We start from the raw sequence: 23,596 nt of genomic DNA on the forward strand, positions 1-23,596 counted from the left end.
ATCACGCGTAGCATCGACTTTTGCACCTCTAATTAAATTTATTTCTTTATGAGAATGTTTAATTCCTATGCCTCATAACGTATTAAAAGGTTCTTTAATTTGATTGTTCACATCAAGAGAAGAGGAGTGATGTAAATGAGCAGTAGCTGTAATCGAGAAGCGACAGGTTCTTGTGCCACAGCTTTCGGAAGAAATACGATAGCTAGTGGAGATAACTCTTTCGCTGAGGGGAGAGGTACGACATCAGACGGGGAAAATTCCCATGCAGAAGGAAGAAGTACAGTATCTAGCGGAGATGCTTCACATACTGAGGGAAGAAATACAGCAGCAAGGGGTGATAATGCTCATGCGGAAGGAAAAGACACCGTAGCACAAGGGGATAATTCTCATGCGGAAGGAGAAGGAACACAGGCGACTGGAACAGCCTCACATGCAGAAGGAGCAAGTTCAAAAGCGAAGGGGATACAATCTCATGCAGAAGGAGATTGTACAACGGCAGATGGAAGTTACTCACACTCAGAGGGAACTAAAACGAATGCTGAAGGGGAAGCATCCCACTCGGAAGGGAGAAATACTACATCCAGTGGAGATTATGCACATGCTCAAAACAGAGATACCGTAGCACAAGGGGATAATTCTACCGCGGAAGGGTTAGGTTCTCTTGCCAGAGGGCTGAACAGTCATGCAGAAGGATATATTACACAGGCGGATGGAGAAAATGCTCATTCTGAAGGCAGAAAAACAACAGCAAGTGGTGATAATGCACATGCTCAAAACAGAGATACCGTAGCGCAAGGGGATAATTCTACTGCCGAAGGGTTAGGTTCTCTTGCCAGAGGGTTGAACAGTCATGCAGAAGGATATATTACACAGGCGGATGGAGAAAATGCTCATTCTGAAGGTAGAAATACAAAGGCAACAGGAAATAATTCTCATGCGGAAGGAATTGACACGCTTGCTCAAGGAGATCGATCTCATGCAGAAGGAGAGGGAACGACAGCAACAGGAATCGGTGCTCATGCCGAGGGAACAGCTACAGTTGCCTCTGGTGAACAAGCTCATGCGGAAGGTGTTGCTACTATAGCTTCTGGAGATTTTTCTCATGCGGAAGGAGTACGTTCGGAAGCAAATGGAAATAGATCCCATGCAGAAGGGGATACAGCAATAGCTGAGGGAACAACTTCTCATGCTGAAGGAATTGCTACTAGAGCTTCTGGAGATTTTTCTCATGCTGAAGGAGTGTTTACGCAAGCAATTGGGGAAAGGTCCCATGCGGAAGGAGATGGAACACAAGCATTAGGAATAACTTCTCATGCGGAAGGACTTGGTACTAGAGCTTTTGGAGACTTTTCTCATGCCGAAGGAACATTTACAGAAGCAATTGGAGAAAGATCCCATGCGGAAGGCGATGCAACAGTAACTTCGGGAAGAGCTTCTCATGCCGAAGGTAGTGGAACAACTGCAGAAGGTTTTGCGTCCCATGCGGAAGGATGTAATACGTTAGCTTCTGAAGATTGCTCTCACGCAGAAGGTAGATCCACAAATGCTCAAGGTATGAACTCCCATGCAGAAGGGCGGTCAACAACTGCAGGAGGTATGAATAGCCATGCGGAAGGAGATTTTACAACAGCAGAAGGAGAAGCTTCTCATACGGAAGGGCGGTTAACAATAGCAGGAGGAGACTTTTCTCATGCGGAAGGAGAAGGGACAGTAGCTGAAGGTGTTGCTTCTCATGCAGAAGGGCTAAGAACAACTGCAAGTGGTTCGAGTAGTCATGCGGAAGGAGATTTTACAACAGCAGAAGGGGGAGCTTCTCATACGGAGGGGCGGTTAACAACAGCAGAAGGAAACTTTTCTCATGCGGAAGGAGAAGGGACAGTAACTGAAGGTGTTGCTTCTCATGCCGAAGGGCTGAGAACAACTGCAAGAGGTTCGAATAGTCATGCAGAAGGAAGAGACACCGTAGCTGAAGGTGTTGCTTCTCATGCCGAAGGGCTGAGAACAACTGCAAGAGGTTCGGATAGTCATGCGGAAGGAAGAGACACCGTAGCACAAGGTGATCATTCTCATGCGGAAGGAAGAGACACCGTAGCACAAGGTGATCATTCTCATGCGGAAGGATCTAATACTCAAGCCAATGGTCTCTTTTCCCATGCCGAAGGATCTAATACTCAAGCTAATGGGACAGCTTCCCATGCCGAAGGAATCGAAACGATAGCCTCTTTTTCCGCTCATGCCGAAGGTAGATTCACAAATGCTCAAGGTATTGGCTCCCATGCGGAAGGAGAGGAGACTTTAGCCTTGTTCAATAACGCCCATGCCGAAGGAATCTTAACGACAGCGAGAGGTAGGAACTCTCACGCCGAAGGAGAGGGAACTTTGGCGTTTGGTGCCGGTTGCCATGCGGAAGGGTTTAGTACTGAAGCTCGTGGTTTTAATACCCACGCTGAAGGATCAGAAACAACTGCAGGAGGATTTAATACTCATGCTGAAGGAGAATCTACTACTTCCGAAAGTTTTGCTTCTCATGCGGAAGGGGCTTTTACATTAGCAGCTGCAGGTCAATCTCACGCCGAAGGTTTGAGGACCATGGCAACACATGTTGCTGCTCATGCTGAGGGAGTTGATACAATTGCTTCTGGTGTATATTCTCATGCGGAAGGAAATTCTAATGAAGCCAGTGGAGAAGCTGCCCATGCTGAGGGATTTAGGACAGTAGCTGGAGCGTTTGCTTCTCATGCCGAAGGATTTGGAACAACAACTAATAATGGGAGTGCTCATGCTGAAGGATTTTTAACAATAGCAAATTCAATTAGCTCCCATGCCGAAGGAAGTAGGACGATAGCTGAGGGAGAAGCTTCTCATGCTGAAGGAGAAGGGACAGTAGCTGAAGGTATAAATTCCCACACTGAAGGGCTATTTACAACTGCAAGAGGTTCCAATAGTCATGCGGAAGGTAATGGATCTGAATCATTGGGAGATAATTCTCATGCAGAGGGATTACTAACAGAAGCGGTAGGATTAGCTTCTCATGCAGAAGGTTGTAATACAATAGCTTCTGAAGACTGCTCCCACGCCGAAGGTAGTGGAACAACTGCAAGAGGTATGAATAGCCATGCTGAAGGGTTATTAACAAGTGCAAGAGGTATGAATAGCCATGCTGAAGGTAGTGATACAACAGCAAGGGGAATAAATGCCCATGCTGAAGGAGAAGGGACGATAGCTGAAGGTATTGCGTCCCATGCCGAAGGTTGTAATACGGTAGCTTTAGATGATTGTTCTCACGCTGAAGGAGATGGAACAAGAGCTGAAGGTTTTGCTTCTCATGCGGAAGGTTGTAATACAATTGCCTCTGGTGAATGCTCTCATGCAGAAGGAAACGGTACAGATACAAATAATAGAGTGAATGCGCATATTATGGGACGATCAGGTCAAGCTGTTGAAGATAATTCCTGGCATTTAGTGAATGATACCTTGATGGCTCTTATAAGCGGTAATACTGGGGATGCCTGCTTTGCAGGGAAAATCACTTCCGGTAGAGGATGCGATTTCGCTGAATTGTTTGAAACATTGGATGGCAAAGCTATTGATGTCGGATACTTTGTCACAACAGAAGGGGATAAAATAAGGAAAGCTACAAATCAAGATGAATATGTACTAGGTGTAACAAGTGCTGTCCCTGGTTTTTTAGCAGGTAGTTCCGGATATGAATGGAATGAGAGATATATGACAGATGAGTGGGGCCGCGTGCTATACGAAGAGATAATCATCCCAGAGAAAAAAGATGAGAACGGAAATCTCATCTCACCTGAGAGGATAGAAAAAAGACAATTGATAAATCCAGAATTTGATCCAAATAAACAATATACCCCAAGATTAGAAAGAGAAGAATGGGAGGCTGTTGGATTAATCGGACAGTTATTAGTGAGAGATGACGGAACAAGTGAAGTGAATGGTTATTGCAAACCTAACTCAAATGGAATTGCTACAAGATCCCCAAGTGGTTACAAAGTATTGAAACGAACAAGTGAAAATCAAATTTTAATTGTTGTATCGAGTCCTGTGCAATTTTAAAATAACATAAATGGAGAGGTGCGTAATGGAAAATAGAAGAGAAGAGTTGTCTGAATTAATGACAAGAAATAATAGCAGAGAAAATGAATTGATGGAGAATAGAAAAGAAAGGTTGAAGGAAAAGTTATCAGAAACAATTGCAATGGAAAATAGCAGAAAAAATGAAATAATAGAAGAATTAAAAAGTTCTATGGATAAATATCTAGTAAAGATTAAAAATTTAAATGTGAGTAAAGAATATTTGGAGAAGAGACAAAAGAGAATAGATGAGCTTATTCAAAGAGTTGAGGAACAAAGCGAACAATCATTAAAAAGATTAAAAGATAGGATGGGTAAGTAGTCTTCAAAATGATTATGTAAAATATTTCTTGCGATAGTGTATTACTACAAGAACATATATTCATTAAGATCCACGCACAGCGTGGGTTTTTATATTTAAAGTATACAAGTACAGGAGCGATTAAAAGAAGAATTAAAAAATATAAACGAATTAAAATTTAAAATTAAACAGTTAGCGATTCATCCGAAGGATACGTCGTTTTTTGTCTTTGTCACTTTTCTAGGCTGCCTGTGATATCCTTCAAGTGGGACAAAAAACATTCGATTATAATTCGATCTTGGGAACAGAAGCTGATAAAATTCATAAAAACTTAAAACAATTATTGACAATAAATTAAAGTCAGTGTACTATTTAAATAGATCACTAAGACAATAAATCAATAATACACAAAAAAGATTATTCATGAGTTCTTAAATTGATTTAAAAAATCTTTGCAGCAGTTCATCCCCGAACTTTAGGAGAAACCGCGAACAAAATTTAGTTTCTTATTTTAATCATGAGAGGTGAAGATAAGTGGGAAAATTATTGTATATTACAGCACATCCATTATCTGAAGAAAATTCTGTGAGTCTCCAAATTGGTAAAGAGTTTTTAGTAACTTATGAAAAGAAAAATCCAGATGTGGAAATTGTTAAACTAAATCTATACGAAGAAAATATACCTCCACTTGATGCTGATGTAATTAGTGCATGGAGTAAGTTAAGTGCAGGAGAAAGCTTCGAATCATTAACTGACGAACAACAAGTTAAAGTAGGTCGTATCGATGAATTAGCAGAACAATTTGCTGAAGCAGATTGTTCTGCATTTGTAACTCCAATGTGGAATTTTAGTTTTCCAGCTGTGTTAAAGGCATATATTGATACAATTGTAATTCCAGGGAAAACTTTTAAGACTACTGAAACCGGAATGATTGGTTTATTAGAAGGGAAGAAAGCTGTTCATATAATGGCTTCAGGTCTCATATATTCTGATGGACCAATGGTAGGATCGGAACATGCCAATAGTCTTTTAAAAACAGTTTTAGGTTTTTTAGGGGTAACTGATGTGGAAAGTATCTTTGCAGAAGGTATTTCTATGGGACCTAAGCAAGCAGAAGAAAGTAAACAAGCAGCAATTAAAAAAGCACATGAAGTAGCAAAAAACTTAGAAATATAAATAAAAGGTCATTCAAAAACATATTCTTTAATAATTCAATTAACCATAAATTAAAAAAAGGCACGAGGACCTCAAGTGCCTTTTTCGTTCTTTTGAGGTAGAACCACCTTATTGTTTATATGATTTTTTTATCATTAATTTTTGTTTAAAATCATATCATTTCAACTAAAATCATAATAGGAGGTCTTCATTTGTTTACGGTCTATAATATTATTTTATATTTACATATATTTAGCGTAATCCTAGTTATTGGTCCAATCTTTATTTTGTTTCCTTTGTTAAACAAACTAAAATATCAAGTAGAAAATCAAGAATCAGAATTAGAATTAATACGTTTTGTATTGAGGTTATCAGAATATGCAGGTCGTGTATTAATAATAATGGGAATCTTGTTAATTTGGTTAGGAGGATGGAAATGGTTAGAATCGTGGATTGTCATGGCAGTGCTTTTATTGATATGTGCTATTATTTTTATGGAACGTATATTCTCACCTGCCATTCGAAAAATTGAAAGTGAGGAGGAAGAGAGTCGTATTATTCTAATCAATAAACTTAAACAATATGTCATTTATTACATTTCTATTCTATTAATAGCTATGTGGTTTATGATACAAAAGCCCGTCTTGTGGTGAGACGGTTTTAGAATCCATTTTGATCAATATTCTTTCAAAATGGATTTTTTCTTTGTTATAGCAGATTATGGTATGTATAAATAATTTAGTTATAACAATTGATGTGTATAAAGGTGGTGAAAAATCACATTAAACAATTTGTAAAGTTGCAGAAAATGGAATAATGATAGGAGGATTTGTGAAAGGCTCTTTTGGAGTTATTATTAATAATACTGAAATATTAGAAAAAGCAAAGTACTATACTCAAACCTTTGGAAATGAAGTTAGACATTATGAGTTAAATCTAGATAATAAGTATCTTGTAATTGAAGATTTTAAGGTTTAAAGATAAGAACTACAACTTAATTTTTAACACATCGTATAAAGTAAAATGGGGCTGATGATTGAACATAAAAACCGTCCTTTCTAAAATGTAGGTGTGGTAACTTTCATTCTACTAAAAGAGACGGTTTTTTTGTACATTTTTTAAAAAAGAGCTGCCAGAAAGTCATTGAAACCTGGATGTGTCTTATTGACCAGTATAAAATTCAAATTTATGACCTTCAGGATCGATATTATTGCTTCTAAATATATTATACAACTGTATCACTGATAATCTTCAAAAAACCGTTCTTTGAGGCGGTATTAATTAACTGATTAATGGATTTCCCTGCCTTATTGCTAAATAAATACCATTGGTTTTCAGTAACGTCATAAAGTAAAATTTCTGGATATTCTTCTAAATCTGAATGAACTAAATTATAAATCTCAAAACTCTTTAGGATATCATCTTCCTGGTCCAAAAACTCATATTGTCCTACTTTATAATAAGATCCAAGAATGTCTATATTAGGACTCCATGAGTAATGTTCAGGGGCACCGACTTTATCTCCTTTATTTTCCATAAAAATATTATAAATTGCTTCGTTATATGCATTCCCATTAACTTGCTGTACTACTCCGCCCATAGTCATATGGTATTCGTGTTGCATTGCTTTTACTTGTTCACCATCTATATGCAATGGATTTGTATTAATAGTTACTGTAAAGTTGCTGTAATTCACGTCACATTCAAAAGTCTCAGCGATAAAGCGAAGTGGAACGAACATACGATTATTTTTTATATATGGTTCTATATCAAGAAGTATCTTTTTACCGTTTACCTCCGCTGTCGTGCTGTTCAAATTTAATATTACTTTAACATTGTTTTTTGTAAGAGTAACTTCTGAATTTGCCCAATGAACATTAGCTCCCAAATTTTCACTAATAACACGTACAGGCACCATTGTACGATTGTTCATAATTTCGGGTTTCACATCAGATGCAATAACAACGCCGTCAACTTTTATTTGTAATCCTGCAGCATATGTAATAGATGATGTAATAATTAAAAAAATTGAAAGTAAAACTCCAAAGAATATCTTTTTCACATATAACAGCTCCTTGTTTGGTCTCATTTTTTAAAAATAATATACGTCCATGCGTTTTAAAATTACCGATAAACTGGGGGGTAACCTCTATTTCAATGGGACGTTGATCTTCTGCATACAAGCGCTAGTCAATCGTCTTCCCCAGATCGAACATTAATTTACCATCGATAGAGTGTTGGTAGAAAAAAATTAAGTTTAATAAAAGCTTATTATAGAGGTATTCATGTAATCTTGTAAATGGTAATTTCTAACGCACTACGAAAGCGAGACTATCCGAGTTTAAAACGCTTGAGGAGCTGTAACTTTTCAACATTACTCTGAAATTAAGATGATCTAAACCTTCCATATACACAGCCTAGAGGTAAACAATCAATTAGATTCCAAAGGTTATTATCAGCCTGTCTATGCTTTTTTTTAGTATTGTTGTAAATGGAAATCCTAATTCCAGCAATCTAAAGCATAATTCATATATATTTATTGGACTGCATTCATGAACTCTATCATCGTTACGGAGGCTGGATATCGAATGATGAAGACCTACTTAGAGAATCAGGGTCATTTCTACAGCCTACTCACTGTACACAAATAGTTGCATTTATATGATTGATGCAGAAGGAACTGAAAATAATGTTGCATATGATCCATAGAGAGAATTACTGAATCTTATCGATACATTTGGTAATTTAACCAAATTGGAATATGATAGAAATTAGAGACTTTGTGAGAAATTACATTGATAATATTTATAAGAATGCTGGAGAAATAAGGACAGCAATGTGGAGAGGACTTGCTGAAGTTATGGAAATGGAAATCGAGCAGATGGCATGACTTTCTTCTTTAGAAAGGATAACTATGATGTTGTCACAGATTCAGCAGGTAATTTTGTTACTATTTTAAAAGATGGAGCTACCTAAAATATAAGATTCAAGTGTGCTGAGAATATCTTCGAAGGAACTAAGTAGGAGTTGATAATATGGATAAATTAATTAAAACTGATATAATCTATTAGTACAACTTTGCTTAATTGTTATATTATGAAATGAAGGTGTAGTTAATATGAGAACTTATAAGTTTGCTGAGTATGAAATAGAGATTGATTATGCTAGGACATTAGAATATTATAAAGACCTTCCATTCATCGGAGATGAAGATGATTGTAACTGTATATATTGCCAAAATTATGCACTAGCAACAATTTATTTTCCAGAAGACGTAAAATCTCTATGCATGAATATAGGAGTAAATCTAAAAAAAGATGCAAGAGTTAGTCACTTTTATGAAGCAAAGAATAGCAAACATATGTATCTTGCTGAATACAAATTATTTGGAAACATTATAAGAAGAGCAACAACAGAAGTAATTGATGTTGATGTGTTGTATAAAAATGATGAGGATTACTTTAAAATTCGGTTATTAAATGTAGAAGATGATGACAATGTAATTGAACTTTGTATAGAGGCATTTCTACCATGGTTATTAGATATTCCCTCTAAATAGATGCTTTTCACTGTTATAGCTTCGGTGGCTGAATCTATAGTAGATATTGATTCCCCTATATGATTTTTATAATGAACAATATTACTTTTCAATTCAATAAAATCTCTTCTTGAAAACAACTTAGGAATTTCAACTAATTTTGGTGCTGAGAAATTTTTCTATTACTTTTAAGCTTTGGGAAGCAAACTATTTGATAAATTCACTGATATTAGAATGGTGTTGAAAAATAAAATGAGGTCTTGGAGATATAAAACCACAAGCGATTATTTTGATTACTTGGATTTTCATGATTGTCTAGTAGAACAAGTGAAAATAGAAAAGGACCTAGTTACTTTAGGTTTAGAATTTATTAACATCTCAGAAAAACATCCAATTAATCCTTATGATTTAGCAAAATCAACAGACAGATGTGAGCTTACTTTTATCAATGTATCAAAGAATGAAGTGATACTCTTTGAAGAAAACATGAAGGTAAACATCTTAATTACTGATTTAGAAGAAATGGAACTATTAGAGTTTAATAAGAAAAAGGTTAAAGACTATTTCATTTTTGATATATTTGGTATTAATGGAGGAACACATGAATTTTGTAGTTTAAAACTTCATGCTAAGAGTTTTATTTTGCAATGGAATGATTTCAAAGAAAATGCTTGGTATGTAGGATAGCACAATTAATCGGAAACCTCCCATAAAATGGTTATTTTCTCTAATAGAGCAACGTCTTTCTTTATGAATTGGGTCAGATTGTTAAATAACAATATGCTAGATTTAGGAAGAGTAAAATAATCATTATGATGAAAATGGTGCTAATTGAGAGCAAGAGGTGAAATTGATATGGATAAGTTTAGCCGACTATTCGACCTAAACAGATATTTAGACGATGTAGAAGTTTGCTTTTCAATTAACGGTGAGGTAGAGCAAGATGCTTACTACTTATCAGAATCAATATGTTCTAGAATTATTTGTATTGGTAATGCTTATAAATTACACTATGTCCCGATGATTGATATTTATGGTGATATAAAACTAAATAAAACACAAGTTCTTTCACTTATTGAAGAGTTGTTATTTATAAAATCTATTATTAATGATGAGGTTATTGAGCACTTTGTTCCATTAATAATTAAACTCTTGGAAGAAATAACACATAGCAAAGATGAAAAACTTTTATGGATAATGGGGAATTAAACCTCATTTAATCATTTGATGCATTTCTCTAATAAGAGAAGTACTTTTTCTTTTTTTATTTGCCATAGAATGTGGGTCTGCGTGAGGTTTTTGATCAAACTTTATTCAAATCCAACAATAGGAGAGACAATATTGTTGATGATAAGCCATGAAAAAAAAAGATACTTTCTGATAATAACTTAAAAGAAGTATTGCATTATTAATTGGAAAATATCGTACCATGGGAGAGGGTCTCGAAACGTTTACGTTTACCTCAATTTCAGTTATACCCTATGGATGAAAAGATTCCTTTCACAGTAAGAGAGGGGAGTCGGGTCTAATGAATGCTTATTCTAATGAATTTTATTCAAAAACATAAATCCAAAAATAAAAAACAGATTAGTGGGTGAAATACATGATAAATGGGGACATTACTTTAGATATACTAAATGGGAAATTTAGCTATCGTGTTGGGGCTATAATCATTGATTCAAATGAGATTTTAATGGCAAAAGATGAAAAAACTTCGTTTTATTATACAATAGGTGGTCGTGTAAGATTTGGGGAAACTGCAGAAGAAGCAATTTTACGAGAAATTTTTGAGGAAACTCAACATCGTCTTGAACTTGGTGAATTAAAGTATGTTCACGAAAACTTCTTTACTTCTGATGAAGGTACTGTTAACCACGAGATTTCTTTTTTTTACTCGGTTAAATCAAGTGCCGAATTACGCCATATGAAACATGCTTTCTTTGAAGAGTCATATGGTAAAGTAACGTTACATTGGCTTCCGATTGATGAACTAGCAAAATTAGATTTATATCCTGAGTTTTTTAAGACTGAATCTTTAAATTCGGATTCGAATGGCAAAATTAAGTGTTTCAAAACAAAAAACAATCATACTTATTCAACAACCGATCACGAATCTAAATAGAAAGTATGTTTATATAATATAATAAGGTTCTTGTCGTCCGACTGTATTACGACAAGAACATATACTCTTTAAGATCCGCGCATAGCGTGGTTTTTTTATTTAAAGTATACAAGTTCTTGTCTTTTTCATTTGACAAGAACTTGTATACTTTCCCTATCAAAGACAAGAACTTATATCTATCCTGTAAACTTACTTCGATTATTTTAACTTGAATCTTCTAGTGGGAAATCAAATTAGATTTTATTAATTTGTATTTCTATAAATTTATATTGATATAAGGGGTTACACCGATCTATATACGTATGTACAAAGACTAGTTTTGTGTAGTTTAGAAAATAAATTTTTATAAACCACATTTCACAGATGTTAATAATATTTATATCTTGACAAAGTTAACCTTTTATATCCATAATATAGGATAATTGTTTAAAATTATAAATAAGAAGTGCAAGAGCAATTTGGAATTTTCATAATTGAAGATGGTTAATTTGAGGGAGTAGATAAAAGCATCAAGGTTAAGTAACTGGGTTCCTGGATCGATAGGAATATCTGACAGTAAGTCAGATATGAAATCAAGAATGGAGTGAATTAAAATGTTTAATAAACAATCAAGGAAATGGATCATTTTTTCTAGTCTATTAGCTCTAGGAATCATCTTTGCGGGATTCATTGACTTTGGAGAGACTAATTCAGACAAAGATGATAACACTAGTTCAATAAATACCTCACAACAAGAAAAAGAGCAAACTAATGAAAAAACAAGGGTAGAACCTATAGAAATAACTCAAAAAAATATTCAGAACTATATTGATGCTACAATGACTCGAACTGAAATCGAAAATTTATTAGGTTTACCGAATGCAGTTGGAGAATTCAACGGTGTGTGGAGATATGATGTTAAAAAAAATGAAGGATATGAAGTATATAATGGGCCTGAAGAATTGGTTAAATACAACGGTTCCAGCGTGATTGATTATGAAGGATTTAAAAATGAGGATTTGCAACTGCAATTATTTATAAAATGGAATAATGATCTTTCAATTGAGCAGCTTACATTGTATTATAATGAGAACGGTAAAGTAGTGAAATATGATGGAGATTCTATAAGTGAATTTACAATCCCTGATGTTTCTGTTTCAACTGCCAAAGTAGGTGACAATATTGTAGGTTGGACCATTACGGAAATTAAAGACGAATCCTGGATAGATATGGATGGTGATTTTTATTATAGAGTTTTTGCTACGGCTGAGGGGGTTCAAGAATTAAGTGGGCAAGTAAGTTATTCAGCATTATTTGGCGAGTTTTATTTCCAACCTGATGAAAAGTCAAAAGCACTTATTCCTAGTATAACGGAAGGATACTTGCCTACTACAATGATAATAAAATTTACATCAGATTCTTCTAAAGAATTGGAACAAGTACTTATTGAAGCTGGAAAAACTAAAACACCTGATGGTGATGTTTATTCTACTGGAACAGCTACTATAACAACCTCTAAATATTTAGCGTATCATATTGAAGCATCCGATGCTATGGATGTTATTTATGTTTCTGACATCAAAGATTTTCAGTTAAATGAATAAAGAAGAAAAACAATAAAACTTCATCATGCTTTTTATAAAAAGAACATTGAATAGTAAACTCTATGCACATTGGCACTATTACATATAGATTTTATTTTAGTTGGCCTACTGAAAAAAGTGATAAGGGATCGAAGAATTGAGGAAGTGGAGTATGACGGGAGGTAATTTTAAACAGATGTTGATTCTAAACCATTTCAATCTTTACATGGGTTGCATATTTCAACGTCATTATTAGCGACATAAGCCAATTTCCCATCCGGGGAAGTGACGCTTACGTTTGTCATTTATCACCAAACTCTTTTTCTATTGCAACAAGTGCAGCTCCTATAACCTGATGCATATCATAATAATTATAATTAGCTAGCCTTCCACCAAAAATTACATTTTGTTCTCCATCCGCTAATTCTTTATACTTCCTATATGTTTCGTTATTTTGTTGATTATTAATTGGATAATAAGGCTCATTGCATTTCTTCCATTCAATTGGATATTCTTTACTTATAATGGTTTTTTCTTGTGTACCATATTCAAAATGCTTATGTTCTATGATCCTAGTATATGGTGTATCTCTATCTGTATAGTTCACTATAGTATTTCCCTGAAAATTATCTGTATCCTCAACAACATTAGTCTCAAATTTTAAACTTCTATACTCTAATACCCCATAGATATAGTCATAATATTGATCAATCATACCAGTATAGACAGTTTTATGTGCAATCCCCTCAAATTCTTCTTTTTTATCAAAATAGTCAACTTCTAGTCTCACATCACTTTTTTCAAGCATTTTTTCGATTATCACATTGTATCCCCCTATTGGAATACCTTGATACTTATCATTAAAATAATTATTATCATAAGTAAACCTTACTGGTAGTCTTTTAATTATAAAAGCAGGTAAGTCCTTAGCAGACCTTCCCCATTGTTTTTCTGTATAACCCTTTATTAACTTTTCATAAATATCAGTACCAACAAGAGAAATTGCTTGTTCTTCTAAATTAGTTGGATTATTAATACCAACTCTTCCTTTTTGCTCTTCAATTTTTTCTTTGGCTTCCTTTGGAGTAACTACTCCCCAAAGTTTATTAAAAGTATTCATATTAAATGGAAGATTATAAATTTCACCTTTATAATTTGCTACTGGTGAATGAGTATATCTATTAAACTCTACAAAACCATTTACATAATTCCATATCTGTTCATTATTAGTATGAAATATATGGGCACCATATTTGTGTACATTAATTCCTTCTTTTTTTTCATTATAGACATTTCCACCAATATGGTTCCTTTTATCAATCACAAGACACTTTTTTCCCTTTTTAGTGGCCTCGTATGCAAATACAGAGCCAAATAAACCGGCTCCGACAATTAAATAATCATACATATTTTTACCCCTCTCCAATTTTAACTATTTAATTTTTGTTTCTTGACAATTTCATTTATCACTTTTAGATAGTTATTTAGAAAATGTTCCACGGTGAAATGTTCATCAAACAACCTAATATTTTTCTGTTCTAAAATATCTCGCTATTTTTGGGGTTTTATAATTTTCTCTATTTCATTTCACTAGTATTGCATAAAGATATCTGATTTTCGTCAAACTGCCGAATGAATTGTAATAAAAGTAATTTTTGAGTTTTTATTCCCGATTTCTATCGGTTTCATTTTCATATCATTCGTTATGATATTAATCAGTTTGTCTTCGCTGTCTTTTCGATCGACACAGCGCATGGAGCATATGAAGTTTCTTATTTCTTACCTATTTACTATATATACTTATATATCATATGCAGGTGAAATTAAATCATTATTGTGAAGACAGGTTCAACCTCACAAAAAGGAGATCACTTGTGTGGGTGATGAACCAGTTTTTTATAATACCAGTCGAGAAGAGGCATTCATCTATACCAAAACGTTTCTTTTACATAGTATAGATCAGGGGGAAAAACCGACAGATTTGAACTGAAAGAAATGGAAAATGGAGACCATATACAAAAATGGGCAGACAGATCCAATTTTTATAGAGTAAGTTTAGTCACGAGTAGCCAGTCCTTGTTGATGATGACGCACCTACTCATGAGGAGGAAATAAAATTTATTGGGTCAAGGAAGCACTTGTCCCATCTAACTCGGCGAATGCCGAGAGACTATAAAAAATAAAGGAGGTATAAACATGGCAGCTTTAAAAAAAGGAGCGAAGATAGAATGTGACTTTAGGGATGATGAGGTTGAATTAAGCGACCAGGACCAAGTCATTCTTGAGGTGAAAGTTTGTGAGAAGGATCAGAATAAAAAAGTGAAACTGGATTGGTCGGTTGATGAATTCATCATGGGAACTGATTCTAGTTCTGGACCACCACCCACTGCAGTAAACCCTTCCGCTACAGTAGAATACACGCTTTGTAAGAATAGTCAACAGATAGGATCAACTGTAACATCAGGACATTCGATTGATTTAGAATTTACGAACTCTTCTTTCCCTTTAAATGCATCTTTTACGCAAAACAACCAACCGAACTTTACGTTTTGTGACACCCCATCGCTTGGAATGAATTGTTATCAAGTGAAGGCGAGAAAATTAGACCCTAGTGGCACTAATACAACTTCAAGGGCCGTTGTAACGGATAGATCATTGAATGCGATTTATATCGACAAAAAAAAATAAATTCAATACACGGAGTGTCCTTAAATTATAAGTCCTTAGATTAAAGTTTAGGGACACTATTTACTCTGTACCATTAGTATATTATATAAGTACAGATGAGTTCATTGTTCAGATGAGAGGGGAAGATTTTATGACTACGATAAGTCTTTGTTTGAACGTAAAAGATGAAGAAGAAGTATTAAATAGATGTTTATCGTCTATCGCTCATTTAGTAGATGAAATTATAATTGTGGATTCAGGTTCAACGGATAAGACAAAAGAGATAGCCAGGAATTATACGGACAAGATTTATGATTTTAAGTGGAAGGGAGATCTTTCTGAAGCACGAAACTTCTCTTTTTCTAAAGCGACGAAAGACTATATTATGTGGTTAGATGCAGATGACATTGTTCCAGAAGAAAGCCAAAAAAAAATTTCCGAGTTCAAAAAAAATCTTGCGATTTATAAAATGGATGTTGTGGTGATGGAATATCAATACGCCTTTGATGATGAGGGAAATCCAACACTTACCCAACTTCGTGATAATATCGTAAGAAGAGAATGTAATTTTCGTTGGAAAGGATTTGTTCACTCGGCACTTGATTACTCTGGGAGAGAAGTATTCATAACCAATATTGTGATAAAACATAAAAAAAATAAATTACATTCAGATCGAATTTTAAAAACTTATGAAAGTGTGATTGAGCAAGGCAAGATATTATCTAATGGGCATCCGTTTTACTATGCGAATGCATGTTTTGGAAACAAACAATATAGAAAAGCGATGGAATGGTATGAAAGATGCCTCAACGAAAACATATACAGTGATGAAATTCAAATTTTTATATACGGGCAGCTTACTGATTGTCATATCCATTTTAACGAATTAGATAAAGCGATTACATGTAGCTTGCATACTTTCCATATTGATTCTCCTAGGGCAGAGATTTGTTGTAAATTAGGTCACATACACGATCTTAAAAATGAAATTCACCAGGCTATTAGTTGGTATAAAATAGCCACAGTGATTGATTTCCCACAACATAGTACGTTTATTCAACCATTTTACTATACATGGTTCCCCCATGTGCAATTATGTGCTTGTTATATGTCACTTAGTAATTATACGGAGGCAAAAAAGCATAATGACATAGTGGCAGAGTATATCCCTAATAGTTCTTGTGTTACCAATAATGAGAAGTTATTGGAGGAACTGAAATCTAAAATTGAAGATATGACTTAATAATTACTTTGTTTCAGGTACACATAAAATCAATACTACTTTGATTGGCTTGTTAAGACCTGGAGATCACCTACTGTAATCATACGATGGTTTAGGTTCTTTTCAGGATTATGGCATAAAGTTGTTAAGCAGTAGATTTTCTTTCGGATGGTAATGTGGGTTGGGACTTGTCAGAGTGCATTAATTCAACTGGAAATTGACTATATTGTAGGATCAAAACTTGTTATATAAGGAGAAGAAATTATGAGGATTTTTATCACTGGAGTAGCTGGTTTTTTGGGAAGCCACCTTGCAGATCGGTTGATAAAGCTAGGTAATGAAGTCATTGGAGTAGATAACTTAATTGGAGGGGATATAGATAATGTTAACGATAGTGTAGAATTTCATCAAGTTGATTGTGATTTAGATACTATGGTAACACTTATGAAAGATTGTGATATTGTATTCCATGCGGCTTGTACTGCCCATGATGGTTTTTCGTTATTTTCCCCATATCTTATAACTAAAAATACTTTTCAAATAACAATGAGTGTGTTGAGTGCAGCAGTTCAAAATAAGGTTAAAAAGTTTGTGTTTTGTTCTAGCATGTCAAGATATGGAGAACAAAAAAAAATGCCATTCACAGAAGATATGTTGTGTAATCCTACTGTTCCATATGGAGTAGCTAAATATGCATCAGAGCTTGTAGTGAAACAGTTATGTGAATTAAATGGAATTAATTGGGTTGTTATTGTTCCACACAATATTATCGGGCCGAGACAGTGTTATACAGATCCATTTAGAAATGTTGCAGCAATCATGATAAATCGAATGTTGCAGAGTAAACAACCAATTATTTATGGGGATGGCTCGCATAAAAGATGTTTTTCTTATATTGATGATGTAATATATTGTCTAGAGAAAGTATTAGTGCAAGGTAATGTGAATGGAGAAATTATTAATGTTGGACCTGATGAAGAGTTTGTTTCTATTAATGAACTTGCTGAAACTATTGCTGACATAATGAATTTTCCCCTAAAACCTATTTATGTTCCGATAAGACCCAATGAAGTGAAATATGCAACTTGTTCATCAGATAAAGCAAGAAAGCTTTTAGATTATTCAACAAAGACATCGTTAAAAGATGGATTAGTTTCTATGGTAAATTTTATATCGCAAAAAGGATCTAAAAATTTTAATTATACTTATCCTATTGAAATAATAAATGAAATCACTCCTATTACTTGGAGAAATAAGCTTATATAATCGGAATTACGATGAAGAAAAAGGATGCTTAAACGATGGGCATATAGTGAAGAAATAACTCAAGAAAATATTCAGAACTATATTGATGCTACAATGACATGAACCGAAATCGAAAATTTATTAGGTTTACCGAATGCAGTTGGAGAATTCAACGGTGTGTGGAAATATGATGTTAAAAAGAATGAAGGATATGAAGTATATAATGGGCCTGAAGAATTGGTTAAATACAACGGTTCCAGCTGGAAAAACTAAAACACCTGATGGGGATGTTTATTCTACTGGAACAGCTCTATAACAACCTCTAAATATTTAGCGTATCATATTGAAGCAACTGATGCTATGGATGCTATCTATATTTCTGACATCAAAGATTTTCAGTTAAATGAATAAAGAAGAAAATCAAATAAAACTTCATCATGCTTTTTATAAAAAGAACATTGAATAGTAAACTCTCTGCACATTGGCACTATTACATATAGATTTTATTTTAGTTGGCCTACTGAAAAAAGTGATAAGGGTCGGCTTTACAAGAAAAATTAGTAAAGAACCATAAGTGGACTTTGTTACACTTACGATGGTTCAAGGCAAGATGAACATTACCTATGGACCAATTTCACCGCTAAGAGTTAACTCACTAGACGAAGTAAAGGGATTGATCAATAGCATGGATAAACCAGAAGCATTATCTAAAGCGCCTTTAGAAAGTGGGAATCAAGATCAAATCATACGTTGGTTTATAGATTTACAAAACTGGGAAATGGAAGTCATAGAGAAATCCACTCCGAAGTTTTATACTGAAAAAGACGCCTATGATGTGATTAAAGATACTATTAATCAGTATTATGGGGACAATATGAATCAAATGATAAAATACACTAGTTATTTAGGTGAAGATCCTAGTTCTGAATACTATAAGCCTTGTGAATGTGATTCATTTATTGTGACGAATTACCTTGAGGATATGTATGATCTATTGACGCAATTAACATACCTGGAAAAACTATTAAATATAATTTAGGAGCAATTGGAGTCACAAATATAGAAAGCATTTTGGCTGAAGGACTGTCCTCTGAAGGAGAAAAAGGTAAACAAGTAGCAATAAAACAAGCTTTAGAAGTTGCTGCAAACCTTAAACTATAAATGTAGACTTTATTTGTAGAAAAATCAATATAATCTCTGGGATAAAGGTGATGATTGATATGTATAAATTGGAAAACCCTGAAGTAGCAGAAGTATTCAATAAATATCCAGAAACCATGCGTCAAAAGTTAATGTTCCTTAGAAAACTTGTTTTAGATACAGCATCAGATTTAGAAGAAGTAAATAACATTGAAGAAACATTAAAATGGGGAGAACCAAGTTATCTCACAAAAAGTGGGAGTACCATCAGAATGAATTTGAAAAAATCAAATTCAGATCAATATGCAATGTATTTTGTCTGTACTACCAATTTGGTAGAAACATTCAGAGAACTTTATGGAGAAAGTTTTAAATTTGAAGGCAATAGAGCCATCATTTTTGATAAAAATGATGAAGTACCCATTAATGAGTTGAAACATTGTATTTCATTGGCTCTCACATACCACAGAAGAAAACACCTACCAATGTTGGGCGTACTATAAAAACAATCTATTAATCAGTCTGACGCACTTATTGAACAAGGTGTTCGTGTTAATGAACTTGTAATTGTTAAAATTAGTAAATATCTTCACGATATGATGACTCCGCTATACCAGGAGTACGAGTAAGCGAAATAATAAATATTAAATTAGATGAGATTGATTTTGTTCGTTGTCAAATGCGAATCAACCAAGGAAAAGGAAAGAAAGACCGTATGGTTCCATTTCCTGAGTCTTTTAAAGAGTTATTAGCATTACATTGTGACAATATGAAACATAAAAATGCTGTCTACTTATTTGAATCAAGTTGGGATAAAAAATATACGGATCGTGGAATTAGAAAGATTCTAGCAAAATACTCAGAAGTCAGAGGATGCGAAGCATCCGAATTGCCAAAGCTGATGGTAGATTCGACAGACTTATACCTTATTAAAAATAGTGGAATTAAATTGACGGAGCAAGTTGAGTGTGATAGCATTGGTTTAACTTAAAACGAAAAGGCTATGATGAGAAATAGTAGGTATTAGGGATCTCACAGAGAGAAGATGGTTGGTGCGAATCTTCATTGATCTAATAGTGAAGCAGTCTCGGAGCTGTGAACCGAACAGAGGAATCTTAGTAGGCTTCAACGGAGTTCCACCGTTATTCAGGAAACAATATCGGAGATATCCCGTATTGATAGAGTGCAGAGAAATCTGAAATTAGGTGGTAACACGGACATAATAGTTCGCCCTAAGTTGACAAGTAATATGTCAGCTCAGGGCTTTTTTGTTTTATTTCTACTCGTTTGAACATCAAAATAATTTTTCCGAGAAGAAATAATAATTGAAATGGAGGTATTGAGCATGGTGAAAATGACACCGGATGAGTTAAGAAAATCATATATTGATTTTATGAAAGGAATAGGGGCTAGCCAAGTGCCCTCTTCTAGCTTGTTACCAGAAAATGATCCCTCAACGTTGTTTACAGGAAGTGGAATGCAACCTATGGTTCCATATTTATTGGGGGAAAAGCATCCGATAGGTAATGAGATTGCTAATATTCAGAAGTGTTTAAGGACAGTGGATATTGATGAAGTAGGAGATACGTCGCATCTGACATTTTTTGAAATGATAGGTCGATGGGAGTTTAAAGCAAATGAAAATAACTATAAGAAAAAGCAAATCGATGCCATTTGGAATTGGCATATTATAGAATTAGGAATTGATCCTGGCAGGCTGTATATCAGTGCTTTTATAGGAAGTGATGATTTGAATATACAGAAAGATACGGAAGCCATTCAAATCTGGTCAGAAAAATTTAAATCAGTTGGTATTGAACCTATTATTGAAGATGATCCCTATCAATATGGGGCATCTAGAGGTGGAAAAATATTCTTATACGATGAAAATGAAAATTGGTGGTGTCGAGCTGGAAGTCCATTGGATATGCCTGTTGGAGAACCGGGTGGAACTGATAGTGAAATGTTCTATGATCTTGAACCAGGCGGTGATTCACTGGATCATCCTGCTTCTGATAGCGAGAGATTTTTAGAAATTGGGAACAACGTATTTATGTGTTACAAAAAAGAAGACACAGGATTTGTAAAAATGCAAAATCCCAATATTGATTATGGAGGCGGATTAGAAAGGGTTGCAACAGCCCTTAATGATAGGTATACAAGGAAGTTTTGTGGGTGAGTTGTCTGAAGTTTATATAGATGAAGCAACAGCTTATGAAGATTTGATAGGTAATAAAAAGAAAGTTATCGAAATAGTAAATAAGGAAGAAAATCTTTTCTATAGAACTTTACAGCAAGGAGAATTTGAAATACAAAAACATAAGGGTAAAGTTACAGGTGCAGATGCCTTTTATTTTTACGAAACATTTGGGTTTCCCTTGGAGTTGACGGAAGAATTTCTAACTGAAAGTGGATATAGCATGGAGGACAAGGCGTCTTATATAGAAGCGGCAAAGAAACATGCTGAAAAGAGCAGAACTGCTTCTGTGGGTAAATTTAAAGGTGGATTAGCTGAACATTCAACAGAAACAACAGCGCTGCACACGGCATCTCATTTATTACTTGCTGGTTTAAGGGAAGTTTTAGGTGATCATGTTCATCAACAAGGAAGTAATATTACTTCAGAACGATTACGGTTTGACTTCAACCATGATGAAAAACTTACGCCAGAGCAAATAGCTGAGGTGGAAAAGTATGTGAATGATGCGATTTCATCAAAAGCAGTTACCTATATTTCAGAGCTGCCTAAAATTGAAGCGAAAGAAAGTAATGTTGAAGGGAATTTTTGGGATAAATATCCGGATATCGTTAAGGTGTATACAATCAAAGATAACGAAGGGAAAGTTTGGAGTCGAGAAGTATGTGGAGGACCTCATGTAAAAGATACAACAAACTTAGGAAAGTTCAGTATTAAAAAAGAACAATCTTCTGCTGCTGGAGTTAGAAGGATTAAAGGAGTAATTAATAAATATTTCCAGAACGCGGAACAATAGCTAATGTTTTAGGATTGCCATTTGTAACAACGTACTAAAATTTAAAAAAGTGAGGAAACATGCATAGAAACACATATTAGACATGACTAATATGTATTTCTATTTTTTATGTCATAAAATAAAAAAGTTTCATATTGCAGTTGGGTTTGCTAATTAAGTACAATATTTACCAAGGAAACTTTACAAAAGAAACTTCAAAAGTATACATTTTTTGATCCAAGTTGGTCCAAAGTTGAGATTACCAAATGACTTTGAAAGATAGGAAAAACTGAATGTTTAGAATTAATTTTAGAATAATCAACTTGGTTTGAATTAAAGTTGGTTGATGATGAATTAATTGCTGGAGTCATAGAAGCTCAGAAAGAAATAGGTTCAGGTTATATCGTTTCAGAACCTTTTGAAAGATATAAATATTCAGATTGGAAAAACGTACGAATTACTTTTGAAGAGTTTAAGAATGAAGTATTAATGAAGTCTGCTAAATATATTGAGAATGTATTAGAGATAAATTCAAGATTCAAAAAAAGTAAACGATATTTATATCTAATAAACTTGATTGATACAGTTAAAAATATTAATTGATATTTTTCATTTTCACATACAGACGATTTAACAGATTGTCCAAAGGGTTTTGGCAAGAACTATTGATAAAGCCATTTATTATTGGATAAATTTCTGCAATTAATAAATGTGTTGGAGGAACTTGCTGATTTAACATTTCTAAAAATGGAACAATTACTATAGATGTTGAGAGTTTAGATGAGTTTAATAAATTTATTTAAGATATAATAAGGAGAAGTAAAATGTTAATTTTAGAGGCTGAAATTTACTTTGATAAGCCGAATGAGAATCCAAAAGCATTACCAAATGATTTAAGTACAAAAATTCTCATAAGACCTGCTATTAATTTTGGTAATGATCTTCTTTTTTCAGGACAAATTGAAACTGATAAGAACATTGAAGTAATAAAAAGAGGTAAGCTTTATAAAGTTACAATTGACATGTTTACCGTAGAAGATGAAGCATATGATGCAATAAACCATTTAGTTTATAAAGGAAGTAGATTTAAGCTTCAATCAGCAAGTAGAGTAACTGGTAAAGGAAAGATATTAGATTTTATTTATTGTGGTTAGTAAGTTACAAATTGGGGGAGTCTAAATTCTCTATGATCAAATATAGAACCAATAATAGAATCTATATCAATTAATCAATATAAACATGGATTAAGTAAAATAAATCAGGTTAAATTAGCGGTAGCACTTGATTTGACACATTGATATAAGGAGAAAACAATAGAATTGTTTTTTTAAACACAACAAAACAATTGATTTTATCTTGAGAGGGGATACTAAATTGCAACTTAATGCAGATAATGTGATGACAAAAGAAAGACTTTTTAGAAAATGAAGTTAAATGGGAAAACATAACTATTGACTCATATCTAGAAGCTATGGAAGCTTGGATTATTGACACAGAACATACAGATTTTATTTCAGAAAAACCAATGTGGAGTGATTTTGCTAAGATATTACACGCAAGTAGTATGTATGAATGAAGTT

24 protein-coding genes and 1 other annotated feature are annotated in these 23,596 nt (G+C 34.0%); of the genes, 22 read left to right on the plus strand and 2 right to left on the minus strand.

Annotation, left to right across the window (positions count from 1 at the left end; all coding sequences use genetic code 11):
- Nucleotides 1-135 precede the first annotated feature (135 nt).
- The 5 genes from VQL36_RS11215 (at nucleotide 136) to VQL36_RS11235 (ending at nucleotide 6,526) form a co-directional block, all read left to right on the plus strand.
- On the plus strand, nucleotides 136-4,074 hold the full coding sequence (locus tag VQL36_RS11215; RefSeq protein WP_349249393.1) for a peptidase G2 autoproteolytic cleavage domain-containing protein: 3,939 nt from the start codon (nucleotides 136-138) through the stop codon (nucleotides 4,072-4,074).
- Nucleotides 4,075-4,099: 25 nt separating this feature from the next.
- Nucleotides 4,100-4,414: a hypothetical protein gene (locus VQL36_RS11220; RefSeq protein WP_349249394.1), complete on the plus strand. Its 315-nt coding sequence runs from the start codon at nucleotides 4,100-4,102 to the stop codon at nucleotides 4,412-4,414.
- Nucleotides 4,415-4,927: 513 nt separating this feature from the next.
- Nucleotides 4,928-5,569 carry an FMN-dependent NADH-azoreductase gene (locus VQL36_RS11225; protein WP_349249395.1) on the plus strand — a complete coding sequence of 214 codons (642 nt, stop codon included), beginning with the start codon at nucleotides 4,928-4,930 and terminating at the stop codon, nucleotides 5,567-5,569.
- A gap of 191 nt (nucleotides 5,570-5,760) precedes the next feature.
- Nucleotides 5,761-6,201: a DUF2269 family protein gene (locus tag VQL36_RS11230; RefSeq protein WP_349249396.1), complete on the plus strand. Its 441-nt coding sequence runs from the start codon at nucleotides 5,761-5,763 to the stop codon at nucleotides 6,199-6,201.
- 178 nt (nucleotides 6,202-6,379) lie between these two features.
- Entirely contained in the window at nucleotides 6,380-6,526 is a 147-nt protein-coding gene (locus VQL36_RS11235) for a hypothetical protein (RefSeq protein ID WP_349249397.1), read from the plus strand.
- Nucleotides 6,527-6,773: 247 nt separating this feature from the next.
- On the opposite strand, the gene VQL36_RS11240 is transcribed toward VQL36_RS11235, so the two are convergent.
- A complete protein-coding gene (locus VQL36_RS11240; protein WP_349249398.1) occupies nucleotides 6,774-7,610 on the minus strand; it encodes a copper amine oxidase N-terminal domain-containing protein in 837 nt (278 codons plus the stop codon).
- Between the two features lie 699 nt (nucleotides 7,611-8,309).
- On the opposite strand from VQL36_RS11240, the gene VQL36_RS11245 reads away from it, so the two are divergent.
- The 6 genes from VQL36_RS11245 to VQL36_RS11270 all read left to right on the plus strand — a co-directional run bounded on the left by VQL36_RS11245 (nucleotide 8,310) and on the right by VQL36_RS11270 (nucleotide 12,791).
- Nucleotides 8,310-8,438 carry a hypothetical protein gene (locus VQL36_RS11245; RefSeq protein ID WP_349249399.1) on the plus strand — a complete coding sequence of 43 codons (129 nt, stop codon included), beginning with the start codon at nucleotides 8,310-8,312 and terminating at the stop codon, nucleotides 8,436-8,438.
- Between the two features lie 228 nt (nucleotides 8,439-8,666).
- On the plus strand, nucleotides 8,667-9,107 hold the full coding sequence (locus VQL36_RS11250; RefSeq protein ID WP_349249400.1) for a hypothetical protein: 441 nt from the start codon (nucleotides 8,667-8,669) through the stop codon (nucleotides 9,105-9,107).
- 219 nt (nucleotides 9,108-9,326) lie between these two features.
- Nucleotides 9,327-9,773: a hypothetical protein gene (locus tag VQL36_RS11255; RefSeq protein WP_349249401.1), complete on the plus strand. Its 447-nt coding sequence runs from the start codon at nucleotides 9,327-9,329 to the stop codon at nucleotides 9,771-9,773.
- A 144-nt stretch (nucleotides 9,774-9,917) separates the two neighbouring features.
- Nucleotides 9,918-10,295 carry a hypothetical protein gene (locus VQL36_RS11260; RefSeq protein WP_349249402.1) on the plus strand — a complete coding sequence of 126 codons (378 nt, stop codon included), beginning with the start codon at nucleotides 9,918-9,920 and terminating at the stop codon, nucleotides 10,293-10,295.
- A gap of 394 nt (nucleotides 10,296-10,689) precedes the next feature.
- Nucleotides 10,690-11,208, plus strand: coding sequence for an NUDIX hydrolase (locus VQL36_RS11265; RefSeq protein ID WP_349249403.1), 519 nt, complete (start codon nucleotides 10,690-10,692; stop codon nucleotides 11,206-11,208).
- 593 nt (nucleotides 11,209-11,801) lie between these two features.
- On the plus strand, nucleotides 11,802-12,791 hold the full coding sequence (locus tag VQL36_RS11270) for a hypothetical protein (protein WP_349249404.1): 990 nt from the start codon (nucleotides 11,802-11,804) through the stop codon (nucleotides 12,789-12,791).
- Between the two features lie 280 nt (nucleotides 12,792-13,071).
- Here the strand turns inward: VQL36_RS11270 and glf are convergent, their stop codons facing one another.
- A complete protein-coding gene (gene glf / locus VQL36_RS11275; RefSeq protein ID WP_349249405.1) occupies nucleotides 13,072-14,178 on the minus strand; it encodes a UDP-galactopyranose mutase in 1,107 nt (368 codons plus the stop codon).
- Nucleotides 14,179-14,966: 788 nt separating this feature from the next.
- Here glf and VQL36_RS11280 point away from each other — a divergent pair.
- From VQL36_RS11280 to VQL36_RS11330, 11 genes are all read left to right on the plus strand, one after another.
- The gene (locus tag VQL36_RS11280) at nucleotides 14,967-15,458 is read left to right on the plus strand and encodes an amphi-Trp domain-containing protein (protein WP_349249406.1); all 492 of its coding nucleotides are present in this window, start codon (nucleotides 14,967-14,969) and stop codon (nucleotides 15,456-15,458) included.
- A gap of 130 nt (nucleotides 15,459-15,588) precedes the next feature.
- The gene (locus VQL36_RS11285) at nucleotides 15,589-16,680 is read left to right on the plus strand and encodes a glycosyltransferase family 2 protein (RefSeq protein WP_349249407.1); all 1,092 of its coding nucleotides are present in this window, start codon (nucleotides 15,589-15,591) and stop codon (nucleotides 16,678-16,680) included.
- A 243-nt stretch (nucleotides 16,681-16,923) separates the two neighbouring features.
- Complete coding sequence (locus tag VQL36_RS11290; protein WP_349249408.1) at nucleotides 16,924-17,925, plus strand: NAD-dependent epimerase/dehydratase family protein; 1,002 nt, start codon at nucleotides 16,924-16,926, stop codon at nucleotides 17,923-17,925.
- 166 nt (nucleotides 17,926-18,091) lie between these two features.
- Nucleotides 18,092-18,220: a hypothetical protein gene (locus tag VQL36_RS11295; RefSeq protein ID WP_349249409.1), complete on the plus strand. Its 129-nt coding sequence runs from the start codon at nucleotides 18,092-18,094 to the stop codon at nucleotides 18,218-18,220.
- Nucleotides 18,221-18,478: 258 nt separating this feature from the next.
- Nucleotides 18,479-18,943 (plus strand): hypothetical protein, encoded by a 465-nt coding sequence (locus VQL36_RS11300; RefSeq protein ID WP_349249410.1) that lies wholly within the window; start codon nucleotides 18,479-18,481, stop codon nucleotides 18,941-18,943.
- 181 nt (nucleotides 18,944-19,124) lie between these two features.
- Nucleotides 19,125-19,547, plus strand: coding sequence for a DUF1801 domain-containing protein (locus VQL36_RS11305; RefSeq protein ID WP_349249411.1), 423 nt, complete (start codon nucleotides 19,125-19,127; stop codon nucleotides 19,545-19,547).
- A 155-nt stretch (nucleotides 19,548-19,702) separates the two neighbouring features.
- Nucleotides 19,703-20,035, plus strand: coding sequence for a hypothetical protein (locus tag VQL36_RS11310; protein WP_349251170.1), 333 nt, complete (start codon nucleotides 19,703-19,705; stop codon nucleotides 20,033-20,035).
- Between the two features lie 3 nt (nucleotides 20,036-20,038).
- Nucleotides 20,039-20,282, plus strand: a binding site (T-box leader).
- Nucleotides 20,283-20,389: 107 nt separating this feature from the next.
- On the plus strand, nucleotides 20,390-21,223 hold the full coding sequence (locus tag VQL36_RS11315; protein WP_349249412.1) for an alanine--tRNA ligase-related protein: 834 nt from the start codon (nucleotides 20,390-20,392) through the stop codon (nucleotides 21,221-21,223).
- Nucleotides 21,192-22,037, plus strand: a complete 846-nt coding sequence (locus VQL36_RS11320) for an alanine--tRNA ligase-related protein (protein ID WP_349249413.1) — start codon at nucleotides 21,192-21,194, stop codon at nucleotides 22,035-22,037. Before VQL36_RS11315 ends, VQL36_RS11320 begins: the two co-directional genes overlap by 32 nt.
- 318 nt (nucleotides 22,038-22,355) lie before the next feature.
- Nucleotides 22,356-22,619 carry a hypothetical protein gene (locus tag VQL36_RS11325; protein ID WP_349249414.1) on the plus strand — a complete coding sequence of 88 codons (264 nt, stop codon included), beginning with the start codon at nucleotides 22,356-22,358 and terminating at the stop codon, nucleotides 22,617-22,619.
- Nucleotides 22,620-22,840: 221 nt separating this feature from the next.
- A complete protein-coding gene (locus VQL36_RS11330; protein WP_349249415.1) occupies nucleotides 22,841-23,170 on the plus strand; it encodes a hypothetical protein in 330 nt (109 codons plus the stop codon).
- The last annotated feature ends 426 nt before the right edge of the window (nucleotides 23,171-23,596 follow it).

The sequence above is a fragment of the Chengkuizengella sp. SCS-71B genome (assembly GCF_040100845.1).
In the GTDB taxonomy this organism is placed as follows: Bacteria; Bacillota; Bacilli; order Paenibacillales; family KCTC-33759; genus Chengkuizengella.

Coding starts and splice junctions, on each gene's coding strand:
- VQL36_RS11285 (WP_349249407.1), top strand. CDS start 15,589: ATGACTACGATAAGTCTTTGTTTGAACGTAAAAGATGAAGAAGAAGTA.
- VQL36_RS11265 (WP_349249403.1), top strand. CDS start 10,690: ATGATAAATGGGGACATTACTTTAGATATACTAAATGGGAAATTTAGC.
- VQL36_RS11320 (WP_349249413.1), top strand. CDS start 21,192: ATGATAGGTATACAAGGAAGTTTTGTGGGTGAGTTGTCTGAAGTTTAT.
- VQL36_RS11245 (WP_349249399.1), top strand. CDS start 8,310: ATGATAGAAATTAGAGACTTTGTGAGAAATTACATTGATAATATTTAT.
- VQL36_RS11270 (WP_349249404.1), top strand. CDS start 11,802: ATGTTTAATAAACAATCAAGGAAATGGATCATTTTTTCTAGTCTATTA.
- VQL36_RS11250 (WP_349249400.1), top strand. CDS start 8,667: ATGAGAACTTATAAGTTTGCTGAGTATGAAATAGAGATTGATTATGCT.
- VQL36_RS11280 (WP_349249406.1), top strand. CDS start 14,967: ATGGCAGCTTTAAAAAAAGGAGCGAAGATAGAATGTGACTTTAGGGAT.
- VQL36_RS11220 (WP_349249394.1), top strand. CDS start 4,100: ATGGAAAATAGAAGAGAAGAGTTGTCTGAATTAATGACAAGAAATAAT.
- VQL36_RS11315 (WP_349249412.1), top strand. CDS start 20,390: ATGGTGAAAATGACACCGGATGAGTTAAGAAAATCATATATTGATTTT.
- VQL36_RS11330 (WP_349249415.1), top strand. CDS start 22,841: ATGTTAATTTTAGAGGCTGAAATTTACTTTGATAAGCCGAATGAGAAT.
- VQL36_RS11290 (WP_349249408.1), top strand. CDS start 16,924: ATGAGGATTTTTATCACTGGAGTAGCTGGTTTTTTGGGAAGCCACCTT.
- glf (WP_349249405.1), bottom strand. CDS start 14,178: ATGTATGATTATTTAATTGTCGGAGCCGGTTTATTTGGCTCTGTATTT.
- VQL36_RS11295 (WP_349249409.1), top strand. CDS start 18,092: ATGATGTTAAAAAGAATGAAGGATATGAAGTATATAATGGGCCTGAAG.
- VQL36_RS11305 (WP_349249411.1), top strand. CDS start 19,125: ATGTATAAATTGGAAAACCCTGAAGTAGCAGAAGTATTCAATAAATAT.
- VQL36_RS11215 (WP_349249393.1), top strand. CDS start 136: ATGAGCAGTAGCTGTAATCGAGAAGCGACAGGTTCTTGTGCCACAGCT.